Source organism: Streptomyces mirabilis (assembly GCF_018310535.1).
Taxonomy (GTDB): domain Bacteria; phylum Actinomycetota; class Actinomycetes; order Streptomycetales; family Streptomycetaceae; genus Streptomyces.
On the sequence record NZ_CP074102.1, the window covers coordinates 3,046,682 to 3,069,884 of the forward strand.

Sequence of the window (23,203 nt, forward strand, 5' to 3'; positions counted from 1 at the left end):
ATTTCCGCCCGGCAGTTGACGCAGCGCTCCGGTGCGCCACCATCCGACCGAGGAACGGTTGGCGGTAGCGCACCGCCGAGCCCCAGGAGCTGCCGCGTGTCCTCGACCGCTTCCCGGCCGACATCCTCCCCACCCCGGAACGCTCCCGGCGAATTCCCCGCGAACCCGAACGCAAGTACGGGCACGGTTGGGGGCACGAATGCGAGCACAGGCATTCTGTGCGCCCTCCGCACCCACCTGCGCCGGGCGGCCCCCGCTCTCCTCGCCTACGGGGCCGTACGCCTCTTGAGCCTGCTGCTCCTCGCCCAGTGGGCGCACCATCAGCACCACGGCCTGTGGCCGATCCTGGCCACGCAGTGGGACGCGGACTGGTACCTGGGCATCGCCCAGCACGGTTACACCCACCACCTGGGCACTCGGTACGACGCGAACAACCTCGCGTTCTTCCCGATGTACCCGTTCCTGGTCAAGGCGGTCGCGGTCCTGACCCCGGGTACGCGCGCCACGACGGGCGTGGCGATCTCGATCGCCGCCTCCTTCGTCGCCGCGTGGGGAGTCTTCGCCGTCGGCCACCATCTCCACGGCCGGCGCGTGGCCCTGCTGCTGACCTTCCTGTGGGCGGCTCTCCCGGTCGGCCTGGTCCAGTGGATGGGCTACACGGAGTCCCTCTTCACGGCGTTCGCGGCCTGGTCGCTGTACGCGGTGCTCACCGGCCGCTGGCTCTGGGCGGGCACCCTGGCGTCGCTGTCGGGCCTGACCCGCCCGACGGGGATCGCGGCGGCGGCCGCGGTCACCGTCACGGCCCTGCTCTCCCTGCGGGGCCGCTTCTCGCCGCGCGTCCTCGCGGCCGCGGCCCTCGCCCCGGCGGGCTGGCTCGGGTACGTCGGCTGGGTGGGCGTGCGCCTGGGCCGATGGGACGGCTACTTCGCCGTACAGCGGCTGTGGCACAACGACTGGGACGGCGGCGCGGAGACCCTGCGCCGTATGGGGGAGGTCCTGGCGCACGACTCCAGGCCGGAGCTCTTCCTGGTGATGGTGACGGTCACGCTGATCGTGTCCGTGGTCCTCTTCGCCCTGGGCGCCTGGGACCGGCAGCCGCTCCCCCTGCTGGTCTTCACCGGCGTCCTGCTGCTGATCGTGCTGGGCAGCGGCGGCGTCTACTTCCCCCGCGCCCGCTTCCTCCTGCCCGGCTTCCCGCTCCTGCTCCCGCTGGCCCTCCATCTGTCCCGCGCCTCACCCCGCTTCCGGGCCCTCACCCTGACCGCGGCGCTGCTGGGTTCGGCGTACTGGAGCGGGTACATGGCGCTGGTGTGGCCGAGCGCGCCGTGACAGGCCGGGACGAGCCGAGACAGGCCGGGACGAGCCGTGACGAGCCGAGAGCTGACACGGGGCCTGCGTGCGGCAGGCGGGGGCTACCCCACCGCCAGCAGGATCGCCAGGACCACGGCCCCCGCGAGTGCGGGACCCATGACCTCGTACGCCCACCGCACGCTCACCTCGCCCTGCGCGCCCTCCGTGGCCGCCCGGGCCTCGGCGAGTTCGCGCAGGTCGTCCATGACCTGGTCGGCCTGGGAACGGGTGGGCCCGCTCGCCACCGAGGAGGTGCGTCCGCTGCTGTCGGCGGCGGCGTTGCGCGCCTGCCGTCGGGCCGCGGACTTGCGGGCACGCAGGGAGACGGGGATCGCCCAGAGCTGGAACTTGGCGCCCTCGGTGTCGACCACCTCGTTGGAGTACCCGGAACGCAGTGAGGCGACCTTGCTCCAGGGCAGCACGACGACACGGAACGGGTTACGGACACGCAGCCGGTCCTCGTTGGCGTAGACCGCGGGGCGCAGGGTGAAGGCGGCCACCAGCGGAACCAGGAGGATCAGCGCGGCGAGTGCCAGCCAGGGGGTGCGGCCGTGGCCGGAGACCAGCGCGTCGATGCCGAGCCAGCCCGTGATGGCGAGCAGCAGTACGCCGCCCGCGATGCCGGCGTGTGACCGGTAGATCCGGTCCTGCGACTCGGGTCGCGAGGCGTCCGGCACGGGTGGCTGGTCATCCGGGGTCGTCATGCCCCCGATTCTGCCCGACGCCCCCTGAACACTTCCTTCACCCCCGCCCCACGCCGCCGCTTCGTTACGGCCAGGCGTCCGCGGGGCTCCGCCCCGAATCCCCCGGCCGCTCCTGGTCGCTCGGCTGCGGGCGAGTGGGGGCCCGGCCGCGCAGTTCCCCGTGCCCCTAAAAACCACGGCTCGCCCGACGCTCGAAAGCGAGGACGCTCCAGGACGCAACCCCGCAGAGGACCGGGGGCGCAGCCCCGCAGGGGTCGAAGGGGTGCAGCCCCTGGGATGATGGGGGTCCCCTGCTCGAGCGAAGCCGAGAGCTTGGGGGGTGGGGGCGGCGGGGGCGAGACTCGCCCGGTGCGCACTCCCCCACACCCACCCCCGGGGCTGTACAGCCGCTACGCGCGTAGATATGCTCAGCTCGTGACCATGCCCACCACTGCACCCGCACTCGGCGACGTAACCGCGTCAGACAGCACGCTGCGCCGCTTCCTCCACGGGCTCCCCGGCGTCGACACGGTCGGCCTGGAGGCTCGCGCCGCCTCGCTCGGCACCCGTTCCATCAAGACGACCGCGAAGGCGTACGCCATCGACCTCGCCATCTCGATGGTCGACCTGACGACGCTGGAAGGCGCGGACACCCCGGGCAAGGTCCGGGCGCTCGGCGCCAAGGCGGTCCACCCCGACCCCACGGACCGTACGACGCCCACCACCGCGGCCGTCTGCGTGTACCCCGACATGGTGGCCACCGCCAAGGACGCCGTCGCCGGCTCCGGCGTGAAGGTCGCCTCGGTCGCCACCGCCTTCCCGGCCGGCCGCGCGGCCCTCGACGTGAAGCTCGCCGACGTACACGACGCGGTCGCCGCCGGTGCCGACGAGATCGACATGGTCATCGACCGCGGGGCGTTCCTCGCGGGCAAGTACATGAAGGTGTACGACGAGATCACCGCCGTGAAGGAGGCCTGCGGGACCAGCGCCCGCCTGAAGGTCATCTTCGAGACCGGCGAGCTCTCGACGTACGACAACATCCGCCGCGCGAGCTGGCTCGGCATGCTGGCCGGCGCGGACTTCATCAAGACCTCGACCGGCAAGGTCGCCGTCAACGCGACCCCGGCGAACACGCTCCTCATGCTGGAGGCGGTCCGCGACTTCCGCGCCCAGACCGGCGTCCAGGTCGGCGTGAAGCCCGCCGGCGGCATCCGCACCACCAAGGACGCCATCAAGTTCCTGGTCCTGGTGAACGAGACCGCGGGCGCGGACTGGCTGGACAACCACTGGTTCCGCTTCGGCGCGTCCTCGCTCCTGAACGACCTGCTGATGCAGCGTCAGAAGCTGGCCACCGGCCGCTACTCCGGCCCCGACTACGTGACGGTGGACTGATCACCATGGCATCCGCATCCGCTTTCGAGTACGCACCGGCGCCCGAGTCCCGCTCCGTCGTCGACATCGCGCCCTCCTACGGCCTGTTCATCGACGGCGAGTTCACCGAGGCGGCGGACGGCAAGGTCTTCAAGACCGTCTCCCCCTCCACCGAAGAGGTCCTGTCCGAGGTCGCCCAGGCGGGCGCGGAGGACGTCGACCGCGCCGTGAAGGCCGCCCGCAGGGCCTTCGAGAAGTGGTCGGCGCTGCCCGGCTCCGAGCGCGCCAAGTACCTCTTCCGCATCGCCCGGATCATCCAGGAGCGCTCCCGCGAGCTCGCCGTCCTGGAGACCCTCGACAACGGCAAGCCGATCAAGGAGACCCGCGACGCCGACCTCCCCCTGGTCGCCGCGCACTTCTTCTACTACGCGGGCTGGGCCGACAAGCTCGACCACGCCGGCTTCGGCGCCAGCCCTCGTCCCCTGGGCGTCGCGGGCCAGGTCATCCCCTGGAACTTCCCCCTCCTGATGCTGGCGTGGAAGATCGCCCCGGCGCTGGCGACCGGCAACACGGTCGTCCTCAAGCCCGCCGAGACGACCCCCCTGTCCGCCCTGTTCTTCGCGGACATCTGCCGCCAGGCGGGCCTGCCCAAGGGCGTCGTCAACATCCTTCCGGGATACGGCGACACGGGCGCCGCGCTCGTCGAGCACCCCGACGTGAACAAGGTGGCCTTCACCGGCTCCACCGCCGTCGGCAAGGCGATCGCCCGCCAGGTCGCGGGCACGGACAAGAAGGTCACCCTCGAACTCGGCGGCAAGGGCGCGAACATCGTCTTCGACGACGCCCCCATCGACCAGGCCGTCGAGGGCGTCGTCACCGGCATCTTCTTCAACCAGGGCCAGGTCTGCTGCGCGGGCTCCCGTCTCCTCGTCCAGGAGTCGATCCAGGACGAGCTGCTGGACTCGCTCAAGCGCCGCCTGTCCACCCTCCGCCTGGGCGACCCCCTGGACAAGAACACGGACATCGGCGCGATCAACTCCGCCGAGCAGCTGTCCCGTATCACCTCGCTCGTCGAGCAGGGCGAGGCCCAGGGCGCCGAGCGCTGGTCCCCGGCCTGTGAACTCCCCTCCTCCGGCTACTGGTTCGCCCCGACGCTCTTCACGAACGTCACCCAGGCGCACACCATCGCGCGCGACGAGATCTTCGGCCCGGTCCTGTCCGTCCTCACGTTCCGGACCCCCGACGAAGCCGTAGCCAAGGCCAACAACTCCCAGTACGGCCTCTCCGCCGGCATCTGGACCGAGAAGGGCTCCCGGATCCTCGCCGTCGCGAGCAAGCTGCGCGCGGGCGTCATCTGGGCCAACACGTTCAACAAGTTCGACCCGACCTCGCCGTTCGGCGGTTACAAGGAGTCGGGCTTCGGCCGCGAGGGCGGTCGCCACGGCCTGGAGGCGTACCTCGATGTCTGAGAAGACCGACAAGACCGAGCAGCAGCGACTGAGCGTCTTCAAGACCTACAAGCTGTACGTGGGCGGGAAGTTCCCGCGTTCCGAGAGCGGCCGGGTGTACGAGGTGACGGACTCCAAGGGCAAGTGGCTGGCCAACGCGCCCCTCTCCTCCCGCAAGGACGCCCGTGACGCGGTGGTCGCCGCCCGCAAGGCGTTCGGCGGCTGGTCCGGCGCGACGGCGTACAACCGCGGTCAGATCCTCTACCGCGTCGCCGAGATGCTGGAGGGCCGCAAGGACCAGTTCGTCCGTGAAGTCGCGGACGCGGAGGGCCTGTCGAAGTCCAAGGCTGCCGCGGTCGTCGACGCGGCGATCGACCGCTGGGTCTGGTACGCGGGCTGGACCGACAAGATCGCCCAGGTCGTGGGCGGCGGCAACCCGGTCGCGGGCCCCTTCTTCAACCTCTCGACCCCGGAGCCGACGGGCGTCGTCACCGTCCTCGCCCCCCAGGAGTCGTCCTTCCTGGGCCTGGTCTCGGTGATCGCCCCGGTGATCGCGACCGGCAACACGGTGATCGTGATCGCGAGCGAGAAGTCCCCGCTCCCGGCGCTGTCGCTGGGCGAGGTGCTGGCCACGTCCGACCTGCCGGGCGGCGTCGTCAACGTCCTCTCCGGCAAGACGGCGGAGATCGCCGCTCCCCTCGCCGCGCACCAGGACGTCAACGCGATCGACCTCGCCGGCGCGGACGCCGTACTGGCGAAGGAACTGGAGATCGCCGCGGCCGACAACCTGAAGCGGGTCGTCCGTCCACAGCCTGTGGATTATTCGCAGACGCCCGGCATCGAGCGCCTGACGGCCTTCCTGGAAACGAAGACGGTCTGGCACCCGACGGGCGCGCTCGGCGCATCCGGCTCGTCCTACTGAGGTTCCCCGCGCCCCGTCCAGGGGCGCGGGAGAGCTCACTCACACACCCCCCAGCAACCCCAACGCCTGCCCCACCACCGGCACGCTCCCCAGCGACGGCGCCTGCGCCAGCGGCCCCGTCAGGGCCTGCGAGGTCAGCGGCTTGAAGTCCGCGAGCTGGGTGCCCACCCCGTTGTCGAGCGGGTCGACCCCCGTGCCGGCGAGCGGGTTGGGCTTGAGGCCCGCGACCGGACCGGTGACATGTCCCACCGTGCCGGTCAGGGCCCCCAGGCCCGCCTGCGGGTCGAGGTTGCCCAGCGAGGTGGGCTGGGTGCGCATCAGATCCACGGCGGGGGCCGCGTCCGCGACGGCCGGACTCGCGGCGGCGGCCGCACCGGCGGCGACCACCCCGAACGCGACGGCGATGCGCGCGGTGGTGCGGGCCAGGGGGGTCTGCTGGTGTGCGTGTCGCGCCATCGGATGTCCTCTTCGGTGAACGTAACGAATGCGAGCGGAGAGCAACGGGATTCGCACGCAGAGTAGTTGACCCGGATGCCGTTCCGGGCGGCGATGGCGGCGGATTCCCCTGTCCGGGTCAACACACATACGGACGTAACCCAGATAATCCTTCGGGATAATGTTCCGGAGGCCTGCCGAAGCGCGGCGTGGCCCGGCCGAGTCACAGAAGGTACAGAGAATTGGGTTCCCATCCTCCGATACCCACCCGCGTGGTGCTGCTCTGCGGCCCCTCCGGCTCTGGAAAGTCCCTTCTCGCGGCCGACTCCGGGCTTCCCGTGCTCCGCCTCGACGACTTCTACAAAGAGGGCACCGACCCGACGCTTCCCCAGGTCGAGGGCAGCTCCGACATCGACTGGGACCATCCGCAGTCGTGGGACGCGGACATCGCGGTCGCGGCGATCGAGGAGCTGTGCCGTACGGGACGTACGACCGTTCCCGTCTACGACATCTCGCTGAGCGCCCGTACCGGCGCGGAGGCCCTGCACATCGGCCGGACCCCGCTGTTCATCGCGGAGGGCATCTTCGCCGCCGAGATCGTCGAGCGCTGCCGGGAACTGGGGATGCTGGCCGACGCGCTGTGTCTGTCCCGCGGCCCGCTGACCACGTTCCGCCGCCGCTTCCTGCGGGATCTGCGGGAGGGCCGCAAGTCGGTCCCGTTCCTGCTGCGCCGCGGCTGGCGCCTGATGCGCGCCGAACGTTCGATCGTGGCCCGGCAGAGCGCGCTGGGCGCCCACCCCTGCGACAAGGCCGAGGCCCTGGGCCGACTGACCGCGGCGGCCGCCGGACGCTGCACGACACCGGCGTAGTACGGGCCCCTTCACGGAAACACGCAAAGAGACCAGACACGAAAAGAGGCCCAGGCGGACCCCCCGTCCGCCCGGACCTTTTCTCGTTTCCCCCGTGCTCCGCAGGGGTCCCCCGACCCCGTTGGTTTCTTTCCCCCGGTACCGCTCCCCCGTACCAACCGGTACAACCGGCTACCTGCTTCCCCCCACAGACCTTCAGGCGACGAGCTCCCCGAAGGACTCCTCCTCGTCACGGCCGAAGCTGAGGACCTCGTCCTCGCGCATCCGGCGCAGCGACCGCCAGATGCTCGACTTCACCGTGCCGACACTGATGTCGAGGATCTCCGCGATCTCCGGGTCCGTGCGGCCCTCGTAGTAACGGAGGACCAGCATGGTGCGCTGGAGTTCGGGCAGCCGGGCCAGCGCCTGCCACAGCACGGCGCGCAGCTCGGTGCCGCGCATCGCGTCCGTGTCACCGGCGGTCTCCGGCAGTTCCTCGGTCGGGTACTCGTTCAGCTTGCGGCGACGCCACGCGCTGATGTGCAGATTGGTCATGGTGCGGCGGAGGTAGCCCCCCACCGCGGCCTTGTCACTGATCCGGTCCCAGGCCCGATACGTCGAGAACAGCGCGCTCTGCAGCAGGTCCTCGGCCTCGAAGCGGTCCCCGGTCAGGTGGTAGGCGGTTGCGTACAGGGAGGCTCGGCGCTCCTGGACGTAGGCGGTGAACTCCGCCTCCGACACCGAGCGACGTTCCCCCGTGACCTCCCTGTACGCGGCTCCCCCGTGAGCTCCCCCGTTACCGCCGCTCTCCCCCGTGAAGGCGTCAACCACCGTCATGTACGTGGTGTGCTGACGCCCGGTGCCGCGAGCGCACCCCCGCCCGCTCACGGCACCGGACTTCTCCGAACCCCTGACGTCGTGGAGCCGCGTGACAACTGCGCTAGTGCTGGTGCTGTGCAGCGTGTTCATCTCGCGCCCCCCGTCGTGGAGTTCCGGTTCTTCGGTTCGTTCCGTCGTGCTGTGTTGCGGTCTTGCCGTCTTGCTCTCTTGCTTGTGTCGAAAAGCTTGCCCAGGCCACTTCATGGCCGTGTCCGCCGACTGTCACAGACCTGTCACAGGGCCCCTCCCCAGGCGCGTCACGGCACGATCACAGCGAGGTCACAGAGGAGAGCGGTACGCCTCCGCGGACGCCCTTCGGAGGCCCCCTTCTGTGCGGGAGATGGATGGGAGCGCTCCAACTGTCGAAAGAGTCCCTCGCCATGGGCCAGAATGACGTTCGTGCCTTCCCTGTTGCTGATCGAGGACGACGACGCCATCCGTACGGCCCTGGAGCTCTCTTTGACGCGCCAGGGACACCGGGTGGCCACCGCTGCCACCGGCGAGGACGGTCTGAAACTGTTGCGTGAGCAGCGGCCGGATCTGATCGTGCTGGACGTGATGCTGCCCGGCATCGACGGGTTCGAGGTGTGCCGGCGCATCCGGCGCACGGACCAGCTGCCGATCATTCTGCTGACCGCGCGCAGCGACGACATCGACGTCGTGGTCGGGCTCGAGTCCGGCGCCGACGACTATGTCGTCAAGCCCGTGCAGGGGCGGGTACTCGACGCCCGTATCAGGGCCGTGCTGCGGCGCGGGGAGCGCGAGGCCAACGACTCGGCGACGTTCGGTTCCCTCGTCATCGACCGGGCGGCCATGACGGTCACCAAGAACGGCGAGGATCTGCAGCTGACGCCCACCGAGCTGCGGCTGCTCCTGGAGCTGAGCCGCCGGCCCGGACAGGCGCTGTCCCGCCAGCAGTTGCTGCGACTGGTGTGGGAGCACGACTACCTGGGCGACTCGCGGCTGGTGGACGCGTGTGTCCAGCGGCTGCGCGCGAAGATCGAGGACGTTCCGTCCTCGCCCACCCTGATCCGTACGGTCCGCGGAGTCGGCTACCGACTGGATACTCCTCAGTGACCCCACCGCACGACGAGCTCCGCGGCTGGGCCGCGGCGCGCAGGGCGATCCTGGCGGGACTGCGCTTCACGAGCCTGCGACTGCGGCTGGTCGTGGTGTTCGGACTCGTCGCGCTCACGGCCGCCGTGTCGGCGTCGGGCATCGCGTACTGGCTCAACCGCGAGGCGGTGCTGACGCGTACGCAGGACGCGGTGCTGCGCGACTTCCAGCAGGAGATGCGCAACCACGCGAGCATGCTGCCGGTGCACCCGGCGCAGGACGAACTGCAGCGCACGGCGGGCCAGATGGCCAACAGCAGCCAGCGCTTCAGCGTGCTCCTCGTCGCCCAGGACGGCAACGGCAAGACGGTCATCGGGAACTCCGCGCTGGACACCTTCACACTGAACGACGTACCCAAGTCCCTCCAGAAGGCCGTGAACAAGGAGCAGCCGCTCTCCTCGAACAACAAGTCGACCTACCACCTGTACTGGCAGCGCATCACCGACCACGACAAGCCGTACCTGGTCGGCGGCGCGAAGGTGATCGGCGGGACGACGACCGGCTACATGCTCAAGTCCCTGGAGCCCGAGGCCAAGGACCTCAACTCGCTGGCCTGGTCACTGGGCATCGCGACCGGCCTGGCCCTGATCGGCTCGGCGCTGCTCGCCCAGGCCGCCGCGACGACGGTCCTCAAGCCGGTGCACCGCCTCGGCATCGCGGCCCGCCGCCTGGGCGAGGGCAAGCTCGACACCCGGCTGCGCGTCTCGGGTACGGACGAGCTCGCGGACCTCTCCCGTACGTTCAACCACACCGCTGAGTCCCTCGAAAAGCGCGTGGACGACATGAGCGCCCGCGAAGAGGCGTCCCGCCGCTTCGTGGCGGACATGTCCCACGAACTCCGTACGCCGCTCACCGCGATCACCGCCGTGACGGAGATCCTGGAAGAGGAACTCGACGCGGAGACCGGCAGCGTCGACCCGATGATCGAACCGGCCGTCCGGCTGGTCGTCAGCGAGACCCGCCGCCTGAACGACCTCGTCGAGAACCTCATGGAGGTCACCCGCTTCGACGCGGGCACCGCCCGGCTGGTCCTCGACGACGTGGACATCGCCGACCAGATCACCGCGTGCATAGACGCACGCGCCTGGCTGGACGCCGTCGACCTGGACGCCGAGCGCGGCATCATGGCGCGCCTCGACCCGCGCCGCCTGGACGTGATCCTCGCGAACCTCATCGGCAACGCGCTCAAGCACGGCGGCAGCCCGGTCCGTGTCTCGGTCCGCGAAGAGGCCGACGACCTTCTCATCGAGGTCCAGGACCACGGGCCAGGCATCCCCGAGGACGTCCTCCCGCACGTCTTCGACCGCTTCTACAAGGCGAGCGCCTCCCGCCCCCGCTCCGAGGGCAGCGGTCTGGGCCTGTCCATCGCCCTGGAGAACGCGCACATCCACGGCGGCGAGATCACCGCGGCCAACGCGCCCAAGGGGGGCGCCGTCTTCACGCTCCGCCTCCCACAGGACGCGTCGGAGCTGCTCGCCGACGACGAGCGCGAGCGCGGAAGGAACGGGAACGGTACGGAGGGCAGCGCCGGATGACGACCTTGGTACGAGGCCGAGAGGGGCGCCGACGGACGCCTCTCGCCTCCCTTTCCCTCCTCTCCCTCCCCCTCCTCACCGTCCTGCTCGCGGGCTGCGGTATCCGCTCCACCCAGGTCCCGACGGACTTCGGCCCGGCGCCGTCCCGGGTCCCGTGCGCGCTGTCCGGCCCGGACATCACCACCCAGACCTCCCGTGGCATCCCGGTCCAGGTCTTCCTGATCTGCTCCGGGCAACTGGTGACGGTCGACCGGTCCGTGCGGATTCCCGACGGTACGGCGGAGGGGGCGCGGCGGGTTCTGGTGGCGCAGGGGCTCCTCGACGAGCTCGCCGAGACGCCCTCCACGCCCGAGCAGCAGGCCGGCTACACGACCGACGTGCGGGGCGGGATGACGGTGAGCGGGCCTCGGCCCAAGGACCCCGAGGACGCGCTCCGCCTCAGCACCCCGCCCCAGAACCTGACCTCCGCCGCCCTCGCCCAGATCATCTGCACCTTCTCCGACTCCGCCGCCGCGCAGGACGACGGTTCGGTCATCCTCGGCGGCCCCGACACCACCCCACTGCGCAGCTACGAGTGCCCCACCGACGTCCGCGCCAACCCCACCACCAAGTCCCCGCCGTCCAGGCCGATCTCCGGCGCGTAATCGTTCGCGCAACTGTTTCCTCGTCCTCAAACGCCGGACGGGCTGAAGACGCCGGCCGGAGTGCGGGCTTTCAGGGGCGCGGGGAACTGCGCGGTCAACCCCCACCGGCCGGCAGCCGAACACATACGCGCGGCCGCGGATCCGGGGCGAAGCCCCGGCCTCAGGGGCGCGGGGAACTGCGCGACCCGCCCCCACCGGCCCGCGGACGCCGAACCGTGCCCGCTCCGCACCGTACGTGTGGCGCATCCCTCACCCCTCAGACCCAAGCTCACCGACAACCCGGAACCGATCCTGCCGACCCCCGCGTCTTGGGAGGCGTGCAACGTCAAGGCGAAGGCGGCGGCAGCGCCGTGACCCGCGTCCGTGCGACAGGAGCTCTCCTCCTCGTCGCACATCTCGCGCTCGTCGCCTGGCTCACCCTGCGTCCCCTGGACGTCCCCTGGGTGAGCCCCGCCAATCTCCGCCCGTTCGCCGGCATCAGGGCCGACCTCGCGCTGGGCCCGGCGGAAGCCGCCCGCCGGATAGGTCAGGGCCTCGGCCTGCTCGCCCCGCTCGGCGTCCTGCTCCCCATGGCCGGCGGCAAGCTGACGGCATCCCCGCTCGGCTCCCTCGTCCGCACGGTCGCCGCCGGCGCCCTGATCTCGCTGGGCATCGAACTGCTGCAGACCGGCGTACCCGGCCAGGTCGTGGACGTCGACTCCCTGCTGCTCAACACGGTCGGCGTCGCCCTGGCCCATCTCGCGATCGTGCCGGCCGCCAGGGTCAGGCTCCGCCGCCGGGCCGAGACCCGGCGCCGCGCGGCCCTCCCCCGGGAGGACATGGCTCAGGGTCGGACCCCGACGATTCCCAGGGTCGGCATCGCCCCGTAGAGCGACGCTTCGCCCGCTTCGTCACCGTAGCGTTGAAGACATCGAAGAAGACCTCGATGCGCCGACATCCCGGCGTCCAGCCACGGTTCACGAAGGAGCCCTCATGACCGCCCTTGCCCGCCCCACCAACGGCCGCATGATCGGCGGAGTGTGCGCAGCGCTGGCGCGGCGCTTCGGTACCTCCGCGACCACGATGCGCGTGATCTTCGTTCTCTCCTGCCTGCTCCCGGGCCCGCAGTTCCTGCTCTACATAGCGCTGTGGATCCTGTTCCCCTCCGAGGACAAGGCCCGCACGGCCTGGTGACCCCCAGCCGCTCCGACGGCACGACACGCCAGTGGGGCGCACCCCAATCAGGGTGCGCCCCACCGGCGTTCGTACAGGCGAAAGGCCGAAACAAGCGGAAGGCGTCAGCCGAGCGGCAGCCCGTTCACCGGCAGACCGTGCGTCGGCAGGCCCTGCAGCGGCAGCCCCCCGAGCAGCCCGGCCACCGGCGCCGCCGGCCCGTCGGCAAGGACCTTCGCGATGGCGGGCTGGGCCGCGGCCACCCCCGCGCCGAGCGCGCCCTGCCCGTGGGTGAGCGCCTCTCCCGCACCCGGGAGCGCCGCCGCGGCGTTCTGCGCGGGCAGCGTCTGGGTGACGGTACCCAGCGCCTGGGAGGCGTCCGGCACGGCCGGGGCGGCGTTCGCGGCGCCCGCGCCGACGGCGGCGAATGCGGCACCGAGAGCGGCGACACCGAGGGTCTTGGCAGCAGACTGCTTCATATTGAATGCGTCCTTGGATCCGTGTGACGGGGATGTGAGCGGTCCAAAAACGTAAACACGCAGAGCCACCCTCCGCAAACATCAAAAAGCAGCCGAGTCATGGAGAACAAGTGAAGACCCGGCTGCTTTTCGCTCCTTCGATCAGCCCCGTTCCTCCAAGGAACCACTGGTGGAGGCGGTCTGCTGGAACAGCCATTCGGATTTGAGCTCTGCATATCCAGGCTTGATCACGTCATTGATCATCGCCAGTCGTTCATCGAAAGGAATGAATGCTGACTTCATAGCATTGACAGAGAACCACTGCATATCATCGAGCGAATAACCGAACGCATCGACCAGATGCTCGAATTCGCGCGACATGCTCGTCCCTGACATGAGCCGGTTGTCCGTGTTCACGGTCGCCCGGAAGTGCAGGCGCCGCAGCAGACCGATCGGGTGCTCCGAGTAGGAGTCGGCGGCGCCGGTCTGGAGGTTGGAGCTGGGGCACAGTTCCAACGGGACGCGCTTGTCACGGACGTACGAGGCCAGCCGTCCGAGCTTCACCGAGCCGTCCGCCGCGACCTGGATGTCGTCGATGATCCGCACACCGTGGCCGAGCCGGTCCGCGCCGCACCACTGGAGCGCCTGCCAGATGGAGGGGAGCCCGAAGGCCTCGCCGGCGTGGATGGTGAAGTGGTTGTTCTCGCGCTTGAGGTACTCGAAGGCGTCGAGGTGACGGGTGGGCGGGAAGCCCGCCTCGGCGCCCGCGATGTCGAAGCCCACCACTCCCAGATCGCGGTAGCGGTTGGCCAGTTCGGCGATCTCCAGGGCGCGGGCCGCATGCCGCATGGCGGTGAGCAGGGCGCCGACCCGGATGCGGTGGCCGTTCTCCCGGGCACGCCGCTCACCCTCCCGGAAGCCCTCGTTGACCGCCTCGACGACCTCTTCGAGGGTGAGCCCGGCCTCCAGGTGCTGTTCCGGCGCGTACCGCACCTCGGCGTAGACGACCCCGTCCTCGGCGAGGTCCTCGGCGCACTCGGCGGCGACCCGCACCAGCGCCTCGCGTGTCTGCATGACGGCACAGGTGTGGGCGAAGGTCTCCAGGTACCGCTCCAGGGACCCGGAGTCCGCGGCCTCGCGGAACCAGACGCCGAGTTTGTCGGGGTCGGTCTCGGGGAGCCCGGAATAGCCTGTCTCCTGGGCGAGTTCCACGATCGTCCCGGGGCGCAGGCCCCCGTCGAGGTGATCGTGCAGCAGGACCTTGGGTGCCCGGCGGATCTGTTCCGAGCTCGGGGTGTTCTGGATCTGGCTCGTCATTTTCGCACTGTAGACCCTACGCGCGTAGATCTCCTGTCACGCCGTCCGTCGATACGTAACGGTGACCAGGCGGACGGGTGGCGTACACGGTCACTTCTGACACTGTTCTGTCATGGCACAGCAAGCGACGCCGGTTCGCAGGGCCCGGCTTGGGAGGGCGATCGGCCCGGAGCCGACGGCGGTCAGCGGAGTGGTTCTGCTGCTCCCGGGCGGCGACGAGGTCTCCGCGCGCAGACCGTCCCCGATGTTGGCGACCGCCTCCGTACGCGCGCTCGGCCGCCGGCTCATGCGCGCGGGAGGCGCGGAAGGCCTGGCGACCCATGTCGTGCACTACCGCTTCCGCGGCTGGAACGGCAGCGAGGCGCATCTCGCGAGCGACGCGTCCTGGGCCGCCGACGAGGTCGTACGCCGCTACGGGGACGTGCCGGTGTGCCTCGCCGGTGTGGGCATGGGAGGCCGGGCGGCGCTGCGGGCGGCCGGGCACACCGCCGTCAACTCCGTTCTGGCGCTCGCCCCCTGGCTGCCCGAGGACGACGTGGCGGCGCCACTCGAACCGGTGAAGCAGCTCTCCGGGCGGCGCGTGCTGATCGTGCACGGCACCAACGACGAGCGCACCGACCCGGAGTTGTCCTTCCGGCTCGCGGCGCGGGCGAAGAAGTCCAACCGGGACATCTGCCGGTTCGAGGTCCACTCCGACGGGCACGGGTTGCACCAGTACCGGTCCGAAGTGCACGCTCTGGCGGAGGACTTCGTGATGGGGGCGTTGTTCGGGCGCGGGCTGGCCCGGCCGTTGGAGGATGCGCTGGCCGCTCCGCCGCCGTTGGGGTTGCGGATGCCGCTTGCCTCCGGCTTCGGGAAGGCGTTGCGTCGATAGGTCGTGGGTTCGCTGCGGGTCTGTGGGGGCTGGTCGCGCCCACGCGGCGGAGCCGCACATGTCACAGCCTCGCGCCCCTGAAAGCGGGGCGCGTCCGCCCCTCAGTCCGGTAGCAGGTGGCCCCTCCTCGACAGCAGGAACTTCTTGAAGGCCGCCACCGGTGGGGTGTCCGGGTGGCCGTCCAGCCATGCCACCCCGATCTCGCGGACCGCTCTCGGGGCCGTGACCGTCAGTTCGACCACCCCCGGGCGGGGCACGGCCGGGGGTGGCAGGAGGGCGACTCCGAGGCCGGCGGCCACCAGGCCCCGTAGGGTCTCGGCCTCCTCGCCCTCGAAGGCGATCCGGGGCCTGAAGCCGGCCTCCTGGCAGAGGTCGTCGGTGATGCGGCGCATGCCGTAGCCGGGTTCGAGGGTCACGAAGGTCTCGTCGGCGGCCTCGGCGAGGCGGATGCGTTTGCGGGCGGCGAGGCGGTGGTCGGCCGGGACGACGAGCCGGAGCTTCTGCTCGTCGAGGCGGCGGCCCACCAGGTCGGGCGCGTCCGGCACCGGCGAGGTGAGGCACAGGTCCAGCTCGCCCGAGCGCAGCCCCTCCAGCATCGCCTCACCGTAGTTCTGGACGAGGCTGAAGCGGACCCGGGGGTGGTCGGCGCGGAAGGCGCGGATCAGGCCGGGGACGGTCTCCGATCCCATCGTGTGCAGGAAGCCGAACGCGACCTTGCCGGTGGCCGGGTCGGCGTCCGCGCGCACCTCCTCGGCTGCGCGCTCGATCTCGGCGAGGGCCCGTTCGACGGAGGAGAGGAACGTACGGCCCGCGGGGGTGAGGGAGACCGTGCGGCCCCGGCGTGCGAACAGATCGACGCCGAGGTCCTGTTCGAGCCGGACCATGGCGCGCGAAAGGGTCGACTGGGGGACCTGCATCTCCTGCGCGGCGCGCGTGACGTGCTCCGTGCGGGCGACGCCGGCGAAGTACGCGAGGCGTGGGGCGAGCAACCTCGACATTCCCGCGCTGTCTTCTGTGTCACTGGACGGTGACAGGTGAGCCTGTGACCTTTGCTGATGCACCATGGGAACGATTATGGCGATTCCATGCATTGGACGGATGAGCGACGAATCTTTAGTTTCGAAGCATGCCTTCCGCCAGTACCGGGGCGTCCACCACCGTGGGCGCCACCTCCTCCGCCACGTCCTCCACCGCCGCCGTCGACTCCCGTCTCACCCCGGGTGGGCCCGGCTACCGCCGAATGAGCTTCGCGCTCTTCCTCGCGGGTGTGGCGACCTTCGCGCTCCTCTACTCCACGCAGGCCCTCCTCCCGCTCGTCTCCACGGACTTCGGGGTCAGCGCGAGCGAGGCGAGCTGGACGGTGTCGGCGGCGACGGGCGGCCTCGCGCTGTTCGTTCTCCCGATGAGCGCGCTGTCGGAGCGCTTCGGACGGCGTACGTTGATGACGGCGTCGCTGGCGGTCGCGGTGGCGGTCGGGCTCCTGGTCCCCTTCGCCCCGTCGATCGGCGCACTGGTCGCGCTGCGGGCGGTGCAGGGCGCGGCCCTGGCGGGGCTTCCGGCCTCCGCGACGGCCTATCTGGCCGAGGAGGTCCGCCCCAAGGCCCTGATCACGGCGATCGGCCTCTTCGTGGCGGGCAACAGCGTCGGCGGCATGAGCGGCCGGGTCATCACCGGCTGGGTCGCGCAGGAGTGGGGCTGGCGGGTGGCCGTCGCCACGATCGGGATCATCGCGGTGGCCTGCGCGGTCGCCTTCCGGCTGCTGCTGCCCGCGCCGAAGCACTTCACGCCCGGCTCGCTGCGGCCGCGGGTGCTGGCCCGTACGGTCCGTGACCACCTCGCGAACCCGCTGCTGCGCCGGCTGTACGCGATCGGCGCGCTGTTCATGATGGTCTTCGGCGGGGTCTACACGGTGATCGGCTATCGCCTGACCGAGGCCCCGTTCTCCCTCCCCCAGGGCATCATCGGCTCGATCTTCCTGGTGTATCTGGTCGGTACGGTGTCGGCGTCCACGGCGGGCAGGCTGGTCGCCCGCCTGGGCCGGCGCGGCTCCCTGTACCTGGCGGGCGGCACCACGACCGCCGGCCTGCTCCTCTCTCTGGTCGACTCCCTCCCCCTCGTCCTGCTCGGCCTGGTGCTGATCACCGCGGGCTTCTTCGCGGGCCACGCGGTGGCGTCCTCCTCGGTCAGCCACACCGCCAAGCAGGGCCGCGCCCAGGCCTCGGCCCTCTACCAGTCCGCGTACTACATCGGCTCCAGCGCGGGCAGCACGCTCGGCGCGGTCGCCTTCCACGCGGGCGGGTGGGCCGGGACGGTGACACTCGGACTGTTCGCGGTCCTCGGCGTCGTCACGATCACGCTGCTCGGCTCCCACGCGGCCCGCACACAGGCCCGCCGCGAGCCTGCCCTGGCGCACTGAGCGTCCCAGCTCCTGCGTTCCCCCTGGTCGGACCCCGTTGTCAGTGGCGGCACCTAGCCTCCACCCGGTCAACTGGCCCGAACAGGGGGATCTTTCATGGAGTTCCGCGTCGATCGCGACGACCTCGCCGAGGCGGTGGCCCGGGCAGCCCGCACCCTGCCCAGCCGCTCGCCGGTACCGGTGCTGGGCGGGCTGCTGCTGGAGGCCGGTCCGGGACGGCTCGGTATCTCGGGGTTCGACTTCGAGGCGGCGGCGAGCATCGAGATCGATGCCGAGACGGGGGCGGACGGCCGGATCCTCGTGCTGGGGCGCCGGCTGCTGGACATCTGCCGGGTGCTGCCGCAGGGGCAGGTGAGCTGCGCGCTGGAGGGGACGCGGTTCACGGTGGAGGCGGGTGGCACACGGTTCGGTCTGTCGACGCTGCCCAAGGACGAGTACCCGGCGCTGCCGGTGCCACCCGAGCCGCGCGGCACCGTGGACGCCGCCGCGTTCGCGACCGCCGTGGCCCAGGTCGCCGTCGCGGCCGGGCGCGACGACACGCTGCCGGTCCTCACCGGCGTACAACTGCGGTTGTCCGGCGAGGAAATGACACTCTCCGCCTCGGACCGCTACCGGTACGCCGTGCGCGCCCTGGCCTGGAAACCCGAGGCCCCCCTCGACGACGTCGTGGAGGCGCTGCTGCCCGCGCGTCGGCTGCACGAGATCGCCCGTTCGCTGGCCCGCTCCGGTGAGGTGCGCATCGGGCTCGACCCCGCGGGCGGCGGGATGATCGGCTTCGAGGGTGGGTCCATGCGGACGGCGGTGCGGCTGATGGAGGGGCGGCTGCCGCGGCACGGCTCGCTGTTCTCGGTGTCCGACGCCGCGGTCGCGGAGGTGGAGCGCGAGGCGCTGGCGGAGGCCGTACGGCGCGTCGCCGTCGTCGCCGAGGTGAACAGTCCCGTGCGGCTGGACTTCACCGGTGACGGCGAGGGATCCGTTCTGCTGCGCGCCGGATACGCCGACGACGTGGCCTCGCAGCGGCTGCCCGCGGCGCTGACCGGCACGGCGGAGCTCACCGTCGCCTTCAACCCGGCGTATCTGCTGGACGCCCTGAACTCCTTCGAGGAGCCGCGGATACGGCTGGAGCTGCTGGGGCCGGGGCAGCGGGCGCTGCTGAGCGGGGCCGAATCGGCGGCCGGGGCCGAAGCGGAGGCCGACGCCGGGGGCGAGGCGGACGGTGCGTACCGGCATCTGCTCATGTCCGTGAAGCAATTGGTCTGAGCTGCGCTTTTTCCCACTTCGGGGGCCATTGTCAGTGGGCTGCGGTAGCTTCCGAAGTGCCGGCGCAACGAGGCGACGGTACGACGGGAACAGCCATAGGGGCGGGTTGGCCATGAGCGACGGTACGGCGACGACGACAGATCTGGACGTCCGGCTGGAGAAGCACCGGGTCGAGCTGACCGGGTACTGCTATCGCATGCTCGGCTCCTCCTTCGAGGCGGAGGACGCGGTGCAGGACACGATGGTCCGCGCCTGGCGGAGCTTCGACAAGTTCGAGGGCCGTTCGTCGATGCGGTCCTGGCTGTACCGGATCGCCACCAACGTCTGCCTCGACATGCTGAACGCCGGCAACCGGAGGGCTCGTCCGATGGATCTGAGTGGTCCCTCACCCCTGGCTCAGGCGGCGCTCACCCCGCGCCCGGACAACGTCTGGCTGGAGCCGATGCCCGACGCGCGTGTGCTGCCCACGATCAGTGACCCGGCCGAGGCCGCGGTGGCCAAGGAATCGGTGCGCCTCGCCTTCATGGCCGCCCTGCAGCAGCTGCCGCCCAAGCAGCGCGCCGTGCTCATCCTGCGCGAGGTCCTGGCCTGGAAGGCGGCCGAGGTCGCCGAACTGCTCGGGACGACGGTCGCCTCGGTCAACAGCGCGTTGCAGCGGGCCCGCGCGACCCTCGCGGAGAGCGACAGCGCCGAGGCCGCCGTCTCCGACCCGCTCGACGAGGAGCAGCAGAAGCTCCTGGAGCGCTATGTCGCGGCGTTCGAGGGGTACGACATGACGGCGCTGACCGCGCTGCTCCACGAGGACGCGATCATGACGATGCCGCCGTTCGACCTGTGGCTGCGCGGCACGGGCGACATCACCGGTTTCATGACGACCCTCGGTGCCTCCTGCGCGGGTTCGCGCCTGCTGCCGGTCGCGGTCAACGGTCTGCCGGGATTCGCGCACTACAAGCCGGACCCGGAGGAGGGCGGCTTCAGTGCCTGGGCGATCCAGGCGCTGGAGATCTCAGACGGCCGCATCACCGGGTTCCACTGCTTCCTGGACACCAAGCGCTGGTTCCCGCTCTTCGGCCTCCCCCTCCAGCTCGAAGCGGAGTCCGACTAGATCGAGAAGCAGGAGAAGCGGTGGGGCCGGGGCCCGCAGGCGGATGCGGCCCCCGGCCCGGCGGGCGGCGAGCTGCATCCTGGCCAGGGCGTCGACGGTGGCCAGGCCGGGTGGACCAAGGCCCGCGACGTCGCAGACCACCACCCCGGCACCGGTCGCCGCCAGCCGCGCGCGCACATCGTCACAGAGCCTCGGCACCTGGTCACGGGTGACGGGGCCGGGCAGCACGAGTACGGCGGGTGTCGTGGCGTCCACGGTCAGTAGACCGGCCGGGGGCACGGAACTCATCGCGGAGAGCGGACCCGTTCGAGGCGCGCGCCCGCAAAGGATCACATTGACCTGCGCCCCTCCCGCCACAGAGGGTTGGGTGTATGCCCCATGAATCAGCGCCTTCCGTGATACCCGACGGCCTCCTCCGCTCGAAGGAGGCACCGTGCAAGGGGTGCTGACGGGCTTCGCGGTCATCGCCGTCGTCATCGGGGTCGGTTACGTCATCGGGCGCCGCGGCTATCTCGGGGAGAACGGGCGGGAGGTGCTGACGAAGCTCGCCTTCCACGTGGCCTCCCCCGCGCTGCTGTTCACCACGCTCGCCAGGGCCGACCTGTCGGTGATCTTCTCCAGCCGGCTCCTGGTGACGGCGATGAGCACGGCCGCGGCGGCCGGCGTCTTCGTCGCGATCGGGGTCGTACGCGGCTGGGGCGTGGGCCGGACGACGATCGGCGCGCTCTGCTCCAGCTACGTCAACTCGGGCAACCTCGGTATCCCGATCGCGGTGTACGTGCTGGGGGACGCCTCGCTCGTCGCGCCTGTACTGCTCTTCCAGCAGATCATGGTCACGCCCATCGCGCTCACCGTCCTCGATCTGTCGGGGAAGGGCGAGAAGGGCCCGTTGTGGCAGCGGCTCGTCACACCGCTGCGCAATCCCATCGCGGTCGGCTCCCTCGCCGGGGTCGCGGTGTCGGCGACCGGTCTGACGCTGCCGGGGCCGGTCATGGACCCGCTCACGCTGATCGGCAACATGTCGGTGCCCGCGGTGCTGCTGGCGTTCGGCATCTCGCTGTGCGGCAGCACGCTGCCCGGCCGGGGCGCGGACCGGTATCCGGTGCTGCTGTCCGTCGCCCTGAAGTCGGTGGGCCAGCCGCTGGCCGCCTGGGCCCTGGCCGTGGGCCTGTTCGGGCTGCACGGCGCGCCGCTGCTCGACGTCGTGGTCACCTCGGCACTGCCGGCCGCCCAGAACCTCTTCACCTACGCCTCGCGCTACCGGGTCGGCGAGACGCTGGCCCGGGAGTCGATCCTGCTGTCGACGATCCTGTCGGTGCCGGTGCTGGTGGTGATCGCGGCGGTGCTCGGCTGACGGTGGGCCAACCAGCGTTCGACAGGGGTCGGCGCACAAAAACCGGGCGCCGCCCCTCGGGTACGTCAGTCGACGGGGAACACGCTGGTGTCGAAGGTGAGGTCGAAGGGCTCGGGCAGCGTGATCGCGTCGCCGAACTTTCCGGCACGCAGGACGCGGTAGACGTCGCCTGCGGGTTCGCCGTACAGCGTCACCGTCGGGCCGCCGGTCGCCCATCGGTCGACGAGCAGGTAGAAGGGGGTGCCCCCGGCGGCGTAGGCGGCGGGCTTGCTGACGCGGTCATGCGCGGCGTTGGACTTCGAGGTGACTTCGACGACGAGTTCCGCCATGCCTGCAGGGATGTGACTGCTCAGGCCTTCCCCCTCCACCACAGGCGCTACGACCAGGTCGGGGATCAACATGCCCAACCGGGAGGGCACGGCGACCGCCAGGGTTTGGAAGACCTCCCAGTCTTCGGGAATGACGGAGAGCAGGCGGCGGTGGATTCGCGCCGCGATCACGTTGTGGTGGTATGCGGGAGCGGGTGACACGGTGACGATCCCCTCGATGATCTCCACCTTGCTGCCGTCCGGCCACTCCATCTCCTCCCAGAACCGGACGAGGTCGTCCCAGTTCTGCTCGGGGTCGTGGTCGACGGTGAGTGCGCTCACGGCGGTCTCCAATCGAGGCGTCACCAAGTCCAGCATGCCGAACGGGATCGGTGGACGTCCACCGATCCCGTTCACCCGTACGAGGAAAGCGCAGGTCAGGCGATACGTTCCAGCACGACGGGGGTGGCCTTGAAGTCCGTGCCCGCGGCCGCGATGTCGTAGGAACCCTCGACCGACTCCAGGGCGTACTCGAAGCGCTCGGGGGTGTCGGTGTGGAGGGTCAGCAGGGGCTGGCCCGCGGTGACGGTGTCGCCGGGCTTGGCGTGCAGTTCGACGCCCGCGGCGGCCTGCACCGGGTCCTCCTTGCGGGCGCGCCCCGCGCCCAGGCGCCAGGCGGCGATGCCGATGTCGTAGGCGTCCAGGCGGGTCAGGACGCCGGAGGACGGGGCCGTCACCACGTGCTGCTCGCGGGAGGTGGGCAGCGCGGCGTCCGGGTCACCGCCCTGCGCGGCGATCATGCGGCGCCAGACGTCCATCGCCGAGCCGTCCGCGAGGGCCTTCGCCGGGTCGGCGTCCTTGATGCCCGCCGCGTCCAGCATCTCGCGCGCCAGGGCGATGGTGAGGTCGACGACGTCGGCCGGGCCGCCGCCCGCCAGGACCTCCACCGACTCCCGTACTTCGAGCGCGTTGCCCGCCGTCAGGCCCAGCGGGGTCGACATGTCCGTGAGGAGCGCGACCGTCCTCACTCCGTGGTCGGTGCCCAACCCGACCATCGTGGAGGCGAGTTCGCGGGCGTCCTCGATGGTCTTCATGAAGGCGCCGGTGCCGACCTTCACGTCCAGGACCAGCGAGCCCGTGCCCTCCGCGATCTTCTTCGACATGATGGAGGAGGCGATGAGGGGGATCGCCTCCACCGTGCCCGTGACGTCACGGAGCGCGTAGAGCTTCTTGTCCGCCGGGGCCAGGCCGTCGCCCGCGGCGCAGATGACCGCACCGGTCGTGTCGAGGACGTTCAGCATCTCCTCGTTCGACAGCAGGGCGCGCCAGCCGGGGATCGACTCCAGCTTGTCCAGCGTGCCGCCGGTGTGGCCGAGGCCGCGTCCGGACAGCTGCGGGACCGCCGCGCCGCACGCGGCGACCAGCGGCGCCAGCGGAAGGGTGATCTTGTCGCCGACGCCGCCCGTGGAGTGCTTGTCGGCGGTCGGGCGGGAGAGGGAGGAGAACTCCATGCGCTCGCCGGAGGCGATCATCGCGGCGGTCCAGCGGGCGATCTCACGGCGGTTCATGCCGTTGAGCAGGATCGCCATGTTGAGGGCGGCCATCTGGTAGTCGGCGACCTCGCCGCGGGTGTACGCGTCGATGACCCAGTCGATCTGCGCGTCGCTGAGCTCGGCGCGGTCCCGCTTGGTGCGGATGACGGAGACGGCGTCCATGGCCATGGCTTTC

The 23,203-nt window shown here is 70.8% G+C and carries 24 protein-coding genes; 15 read left to right on the forward strand and 9 right to left on the reverse strand.

All coding sequences use genetic code 11. From position 1 onward, the window contains the following. The first annotated feature begins 213 nt into the window (after positions 1–213). Positions 214–1,329, forward strand: a complete 1,116-nt coding sequence (locus tag SMIR_RS13265; protein WP_248003696.1) for a putative hexosyltransferase — start codon at positions 214–216, stop codon at positions 1,327–1,329. An 83-nt stretch (positions 1,330–1,412) separates the two neighbouring features. Here SMIR_RS13265 and SMIR_RS13270 read toward each other — a convergent pair whose 3' ends face one another. Next, positions 1,413–2,054 carry a PH domain-containing protein gene (locus SMIR_RS13270; RefSeq protein ID WP_168494952.1) on the reverse strand — a complete coding sequence of 214 codons (642 nt, stop codon included), beginning with the start codon at positions 2,052–2,054 and terminating at the stop codon, positions 1,413–1,415. 420 nt (positions 2,055–2,474) lie between these two features. Here SMIR_RS13270 and deoC point away from each other — a divergent pair, with 420 nt between their 5' ends. The 3 genes from deoC to SMIR_RS13285 are packed head-to-tail and all read left to right on the forward strand — an operon-like array spanning position 2,475 to position 5,774. After that, positions 2,475–3,425, forward strand: coding sequence for a deoxyribose-phosphate aldolase (gene deoC, locus SMIR_RS13275; RefSeq protein ID WP_168501258.1), 951 nt, complete (start codon positions 2,475–2,477; stop codon positions 3,423–3,425). Between the two features lie 5 nt (positions 3,426–3,430). Further along, positions 3,431–4,873 carry an aldehyde dehydrogenase family protein gene (locus SMIR_RS13280; RefSeq protein WP_168494950.1) on the forward strand — a complete coding sequence of 481 codons (1,443 nt, stop codon included), beginning with the start codon at positions 3,431–3,433 and terminating at the stop codon, positions 4,871–4,873. Further along, positions 4,866–5,774: an aldehyde dehydrogenase family protein gene (locus tag SMIR_RS13285; protein WP_168494948.1), complete on the forward strand. Its 909-nt coding sequence runs from the start codon at positions 4,866–4,868 to the stop codon at positions 5,772–5,774. Before SMIR_RS13280 ends, SMIR_RS13285 begins: the two co-directional genes overlap by 8 nt. A gap of 39 nt (positions 5,775–5,813) precedes the next feature. Here SMIR_RS13285 and SMIR_RS13290 read toward each other — a convergent pair whose 3' ends face one another. Then, complete coding sequence (locus SMIR_RS13290) at positions 5,814–6,230, reverse strand: hypothetical protein (protein WP_168494946.1); 417 nt, start codon at positions 6,228–6,230, stop codon at positions 5,814–5,816. A 221-nt stretch (positions 6,231–6,451) separates the two neighbouring features. Between SMIR_RS13290 and SMIR_RS13295 the strand changes: the two genes are divergently transcribed. Beyond that, positions 6,452–7,078, forward strand: a complete 627-nt coding sequence (locus tag SMIR_RS13295) for a uridine kinase family protein (protein ID WP_168494944.1) — start codon at positions 6,452–6,454, stop codon at positions 7,076–7,078. Between the two features lie 195 nt (positions 7,079–7,273). On the opposite strand, the gene SMIR_RS13300 is transcribed toward SMIR_RS13295, so the two are convergent. After that, positions 7,274–8,026, reverse strand: a complete 753-nt coding sequence (locus SMIR_RS13300) for a SigE family RNA polymerase sigma factor (RefSeq protein WP_168494942.1) — start codon at positions 8,024–8,026, stop codon at positions 7,274–7,276. 309 nt (positions 8,027–8,335) lie between these two features. On the opposite strand from SMIR_RS13300, the gene afsQ1 reads away from it, so the two are divergent. The 5 genes from afsQ1 to SMIR_RS13325 all read left to right on the forward strand — a co-directional run bounded on the left by afsQ1 (position 8,336) and on the right by SMIR_RS13325 (position 12,404). Then, positions 8,336–9,013: a two-component system response regulator AfsQ1 gene (gene afsQ1, locus SMIR_RS13305; protein ID WP_054233761.1), complete on the forward strand. Its 678-nt coding sequence runs from the start codon at positions 8,336–8,338 to the stop codon at positions 9,011–9,013. Further along, positions 8,911–10,587: an ATP-binding protein gene (locus tag SMIR_RS13310; protein WP_422664426.1), complete on the forward strand. Its 1,677-nt coding sequence runs from the start codon at positions 8,911–8,913 to the stop codon at positions 10,585–10,587. Before afsQ1 ends, SMIR_RS13310 begins: the two co-directional genes overlap by 103 nt. Next, positions 10,584–11,231 (forward strand): hypothetical protein, encoded by a 648-nt coding sequence (locus SMIR_RS13315; protein ID WP_168494938.1) that lies wholly within the window; start codon positions 10,584–10,586, stop codon positions 11,229–11,231. Before SMIR_RS13310 ends, SMIR_RS13315 begins: the two co-directional genes overlap by 4 nt. Positions 11,232–11,548: 317 nt before the next feature. Continuing rightward, on the forward strand, positions 11,549–12,100 hold the full coding sequence (locus SMIR_RS13320) for a VanZ family protein (protein WP_168494936.1): 552 nt from the start codon (positions 11,549–11,551) through the stop codon (positions 12,098–12,100). A 103-nt stretch (positions 12,101–12,203) separates the two neighbouring features. Beyond that, entirely contained in the window at positions 12,204–12,404 is a 201-nt protein-coding gene (locus SMIR_RS13325; protein WP_054233643.1) for a PspC domain-containing protein, read from the forward strand. 104 nt (positions 12,405–12,508) lie between these two features. Here the strand turns inward: SMIR_RS13325 and SMIR_RS13330 are convergent, their stop codons facing one another. Beyond that, positions 12,509–12,862 (reverse strand): ATP-binding protein, encoded by a 354-nt coding sequence (locus SMIR_RS13330; protein WP_212727040.1) that lies wholly within the window; start codon positions 12,860–12,862, stop codon positions 12,509–12,511. A 141-nt stretch (positions 12,863–13,003) separates the two neighbouring features. Beyond that, entirely contained in the window at positions 13,004–14,158 is a 1,155-nt protein-coding gene (locus tag SMIR_RS13335) for an adenosine deaminase (protein WP_168494934.1), read from the reverse strand. 112 nt (positions 14,159–14,270) lie between these two features. On the opposite strand from SMIR_RS13335, the gene SMIR_RS13340 reads away from it, so the two are divergent. After that, positions 14,271–15,032, forward strand: a complete 762-nt coding sequence (locus tag SMIR_RS13340) for a prolyl oligopeptidase family serine peptidase (RefSeq protein ID WP_168494932.1) — start codon at positions 14,271–14,273, stop codon at positions 15,030–15,032. A 101-nt stretch (positions 15,033–15,133) separates the two neighbouring features. Here the strand turns inward: SMIR_RS13340 and SMIR_RS13345 are convergent, their stop codons facing one another. Continuing rightward, positions 15,134–16,096, reverse strand: a complete 963-nt coding sequence (locus SMIR_RS13345) for a LysR family transcriptional regulator (RefSeq protein WP_101400295.1) — start codon at positions 16,094–16,096, stop codon at positions 15,134–15,136. Positions 16,097–16,158: 62 nt separating this feature from the next. Between SMIR_RS13345 and SMIR_RS13350 the strand changes: the two genes are divergently transcribed. The 3 genes from SMIR_RS13350 to SMIR_RS13360 all read left to right on the forward strand — a co-directional run bounded on the left by SMIR_RS13350 (position 16,159) and on the right by SMIR_RS13360 (position 19,813). After that, the gene (locus tag SMIR_RS13350) at positions 16,159–17,448 is read left to right on the forward strand and encodes an MFS transporter (protein ID WP_168494930.1); all 1,290 of its coding nucleotides are present in this window, start codon (positions 16,159–16,161) and stop codon (positions 17,446–17,448) included. Positions 17,449–17,544: 96 nt separating this feature from the next. After that, entirely contained in the window at positions 17,545–18,708 is a 1,164-nt protein-coding gene (gene dnaN, locus SMIR_RS13355; RefSeq protein ID WP_168494928.1) for a DNA polymerase III subunit beta, read from the forward strand. A 112-nt stretch (positions 18,709–18,820) separates the two neighbouring features. Beyond that, positions 18,821–19,813 carry a sigma-70 family RNA polymerase sigma factor gene (locus tag SMIR_RS13360; RefSeq protein WP_168494926.1) on the forward strand — a complete coding sequence of 331 codons (993 nt, stop codon included), beginning with the start codon at positions 18,821–18,823 and terminating at the stop codon, positions 19,811–19,813. On the opposite strand, the gene SMIR_RS13365 is transcribed toward SMIR_RS13360, so the two are convergent. Then, positions 19,715–20,101, reverse strand: a complete 387-nt coding sequence (locus SMIR_RS13365) for an STAS domain-containing protein (protein WP_168494924.1) — start codon at positions 20,099–20,101, stop codon at positions 19,715–19,717. The two genes, SMIR_RS13360 and SMIR_RS13365, sit on opposite strands and share 99 nt — an antisense overlap. A gap of 145 nt (positions 20,102–20,246) precedes the next feature. Here SMIR_RS13365 and SMIR_RS13370 point away from each other — a divergent pair, with 145 nt between their 5' ends. Continuing rightward, the gene (locus SMIR_RS13370; protein ID WP_168494922.1) at positions 20,247–21,167 is read left to right on the forward strand and encodes an AEC family transporter; all 921 of its coding nucleotides are present in this window, start codon (positions 20,247–20,249) and stop codon (positions 21,165–21,167) included. A 65-nt stretch (positions 21,168–21,232) separates the two neighbouring features. Here SMIR_RS13370 and SMIR_RS13375 read toward each other — a convergent pair whose 3' ends face one another. Together SMIR_RS13375 and SMIR_RS13380 are read right to left on the reverse strand one after the other, a co-directional pair. After that, positions 21,233–21,817, reverse strand: coding sequence for a Uma2 family endonuclease (locus SMIR_RS13375; protein WP_212727041.1), 585 nt, complete (start codon positions 21,815–21,817; stop codon positions 21,233–21,235). Positions 21,818–21,912: 95 nt separating this feature from the next. Next, positions 21,913–23,196, reverse strand: coding sequence for a thymidine phosphorylase (locus SMIR_RS13380; protein ID WP_101400290.1), 1,284 nt, complete (start codon positions 23,194–23,196; stop codon positions 21,913–21,915). Positions 23,197–23,203: the final 7 nt, after the last annotated feature.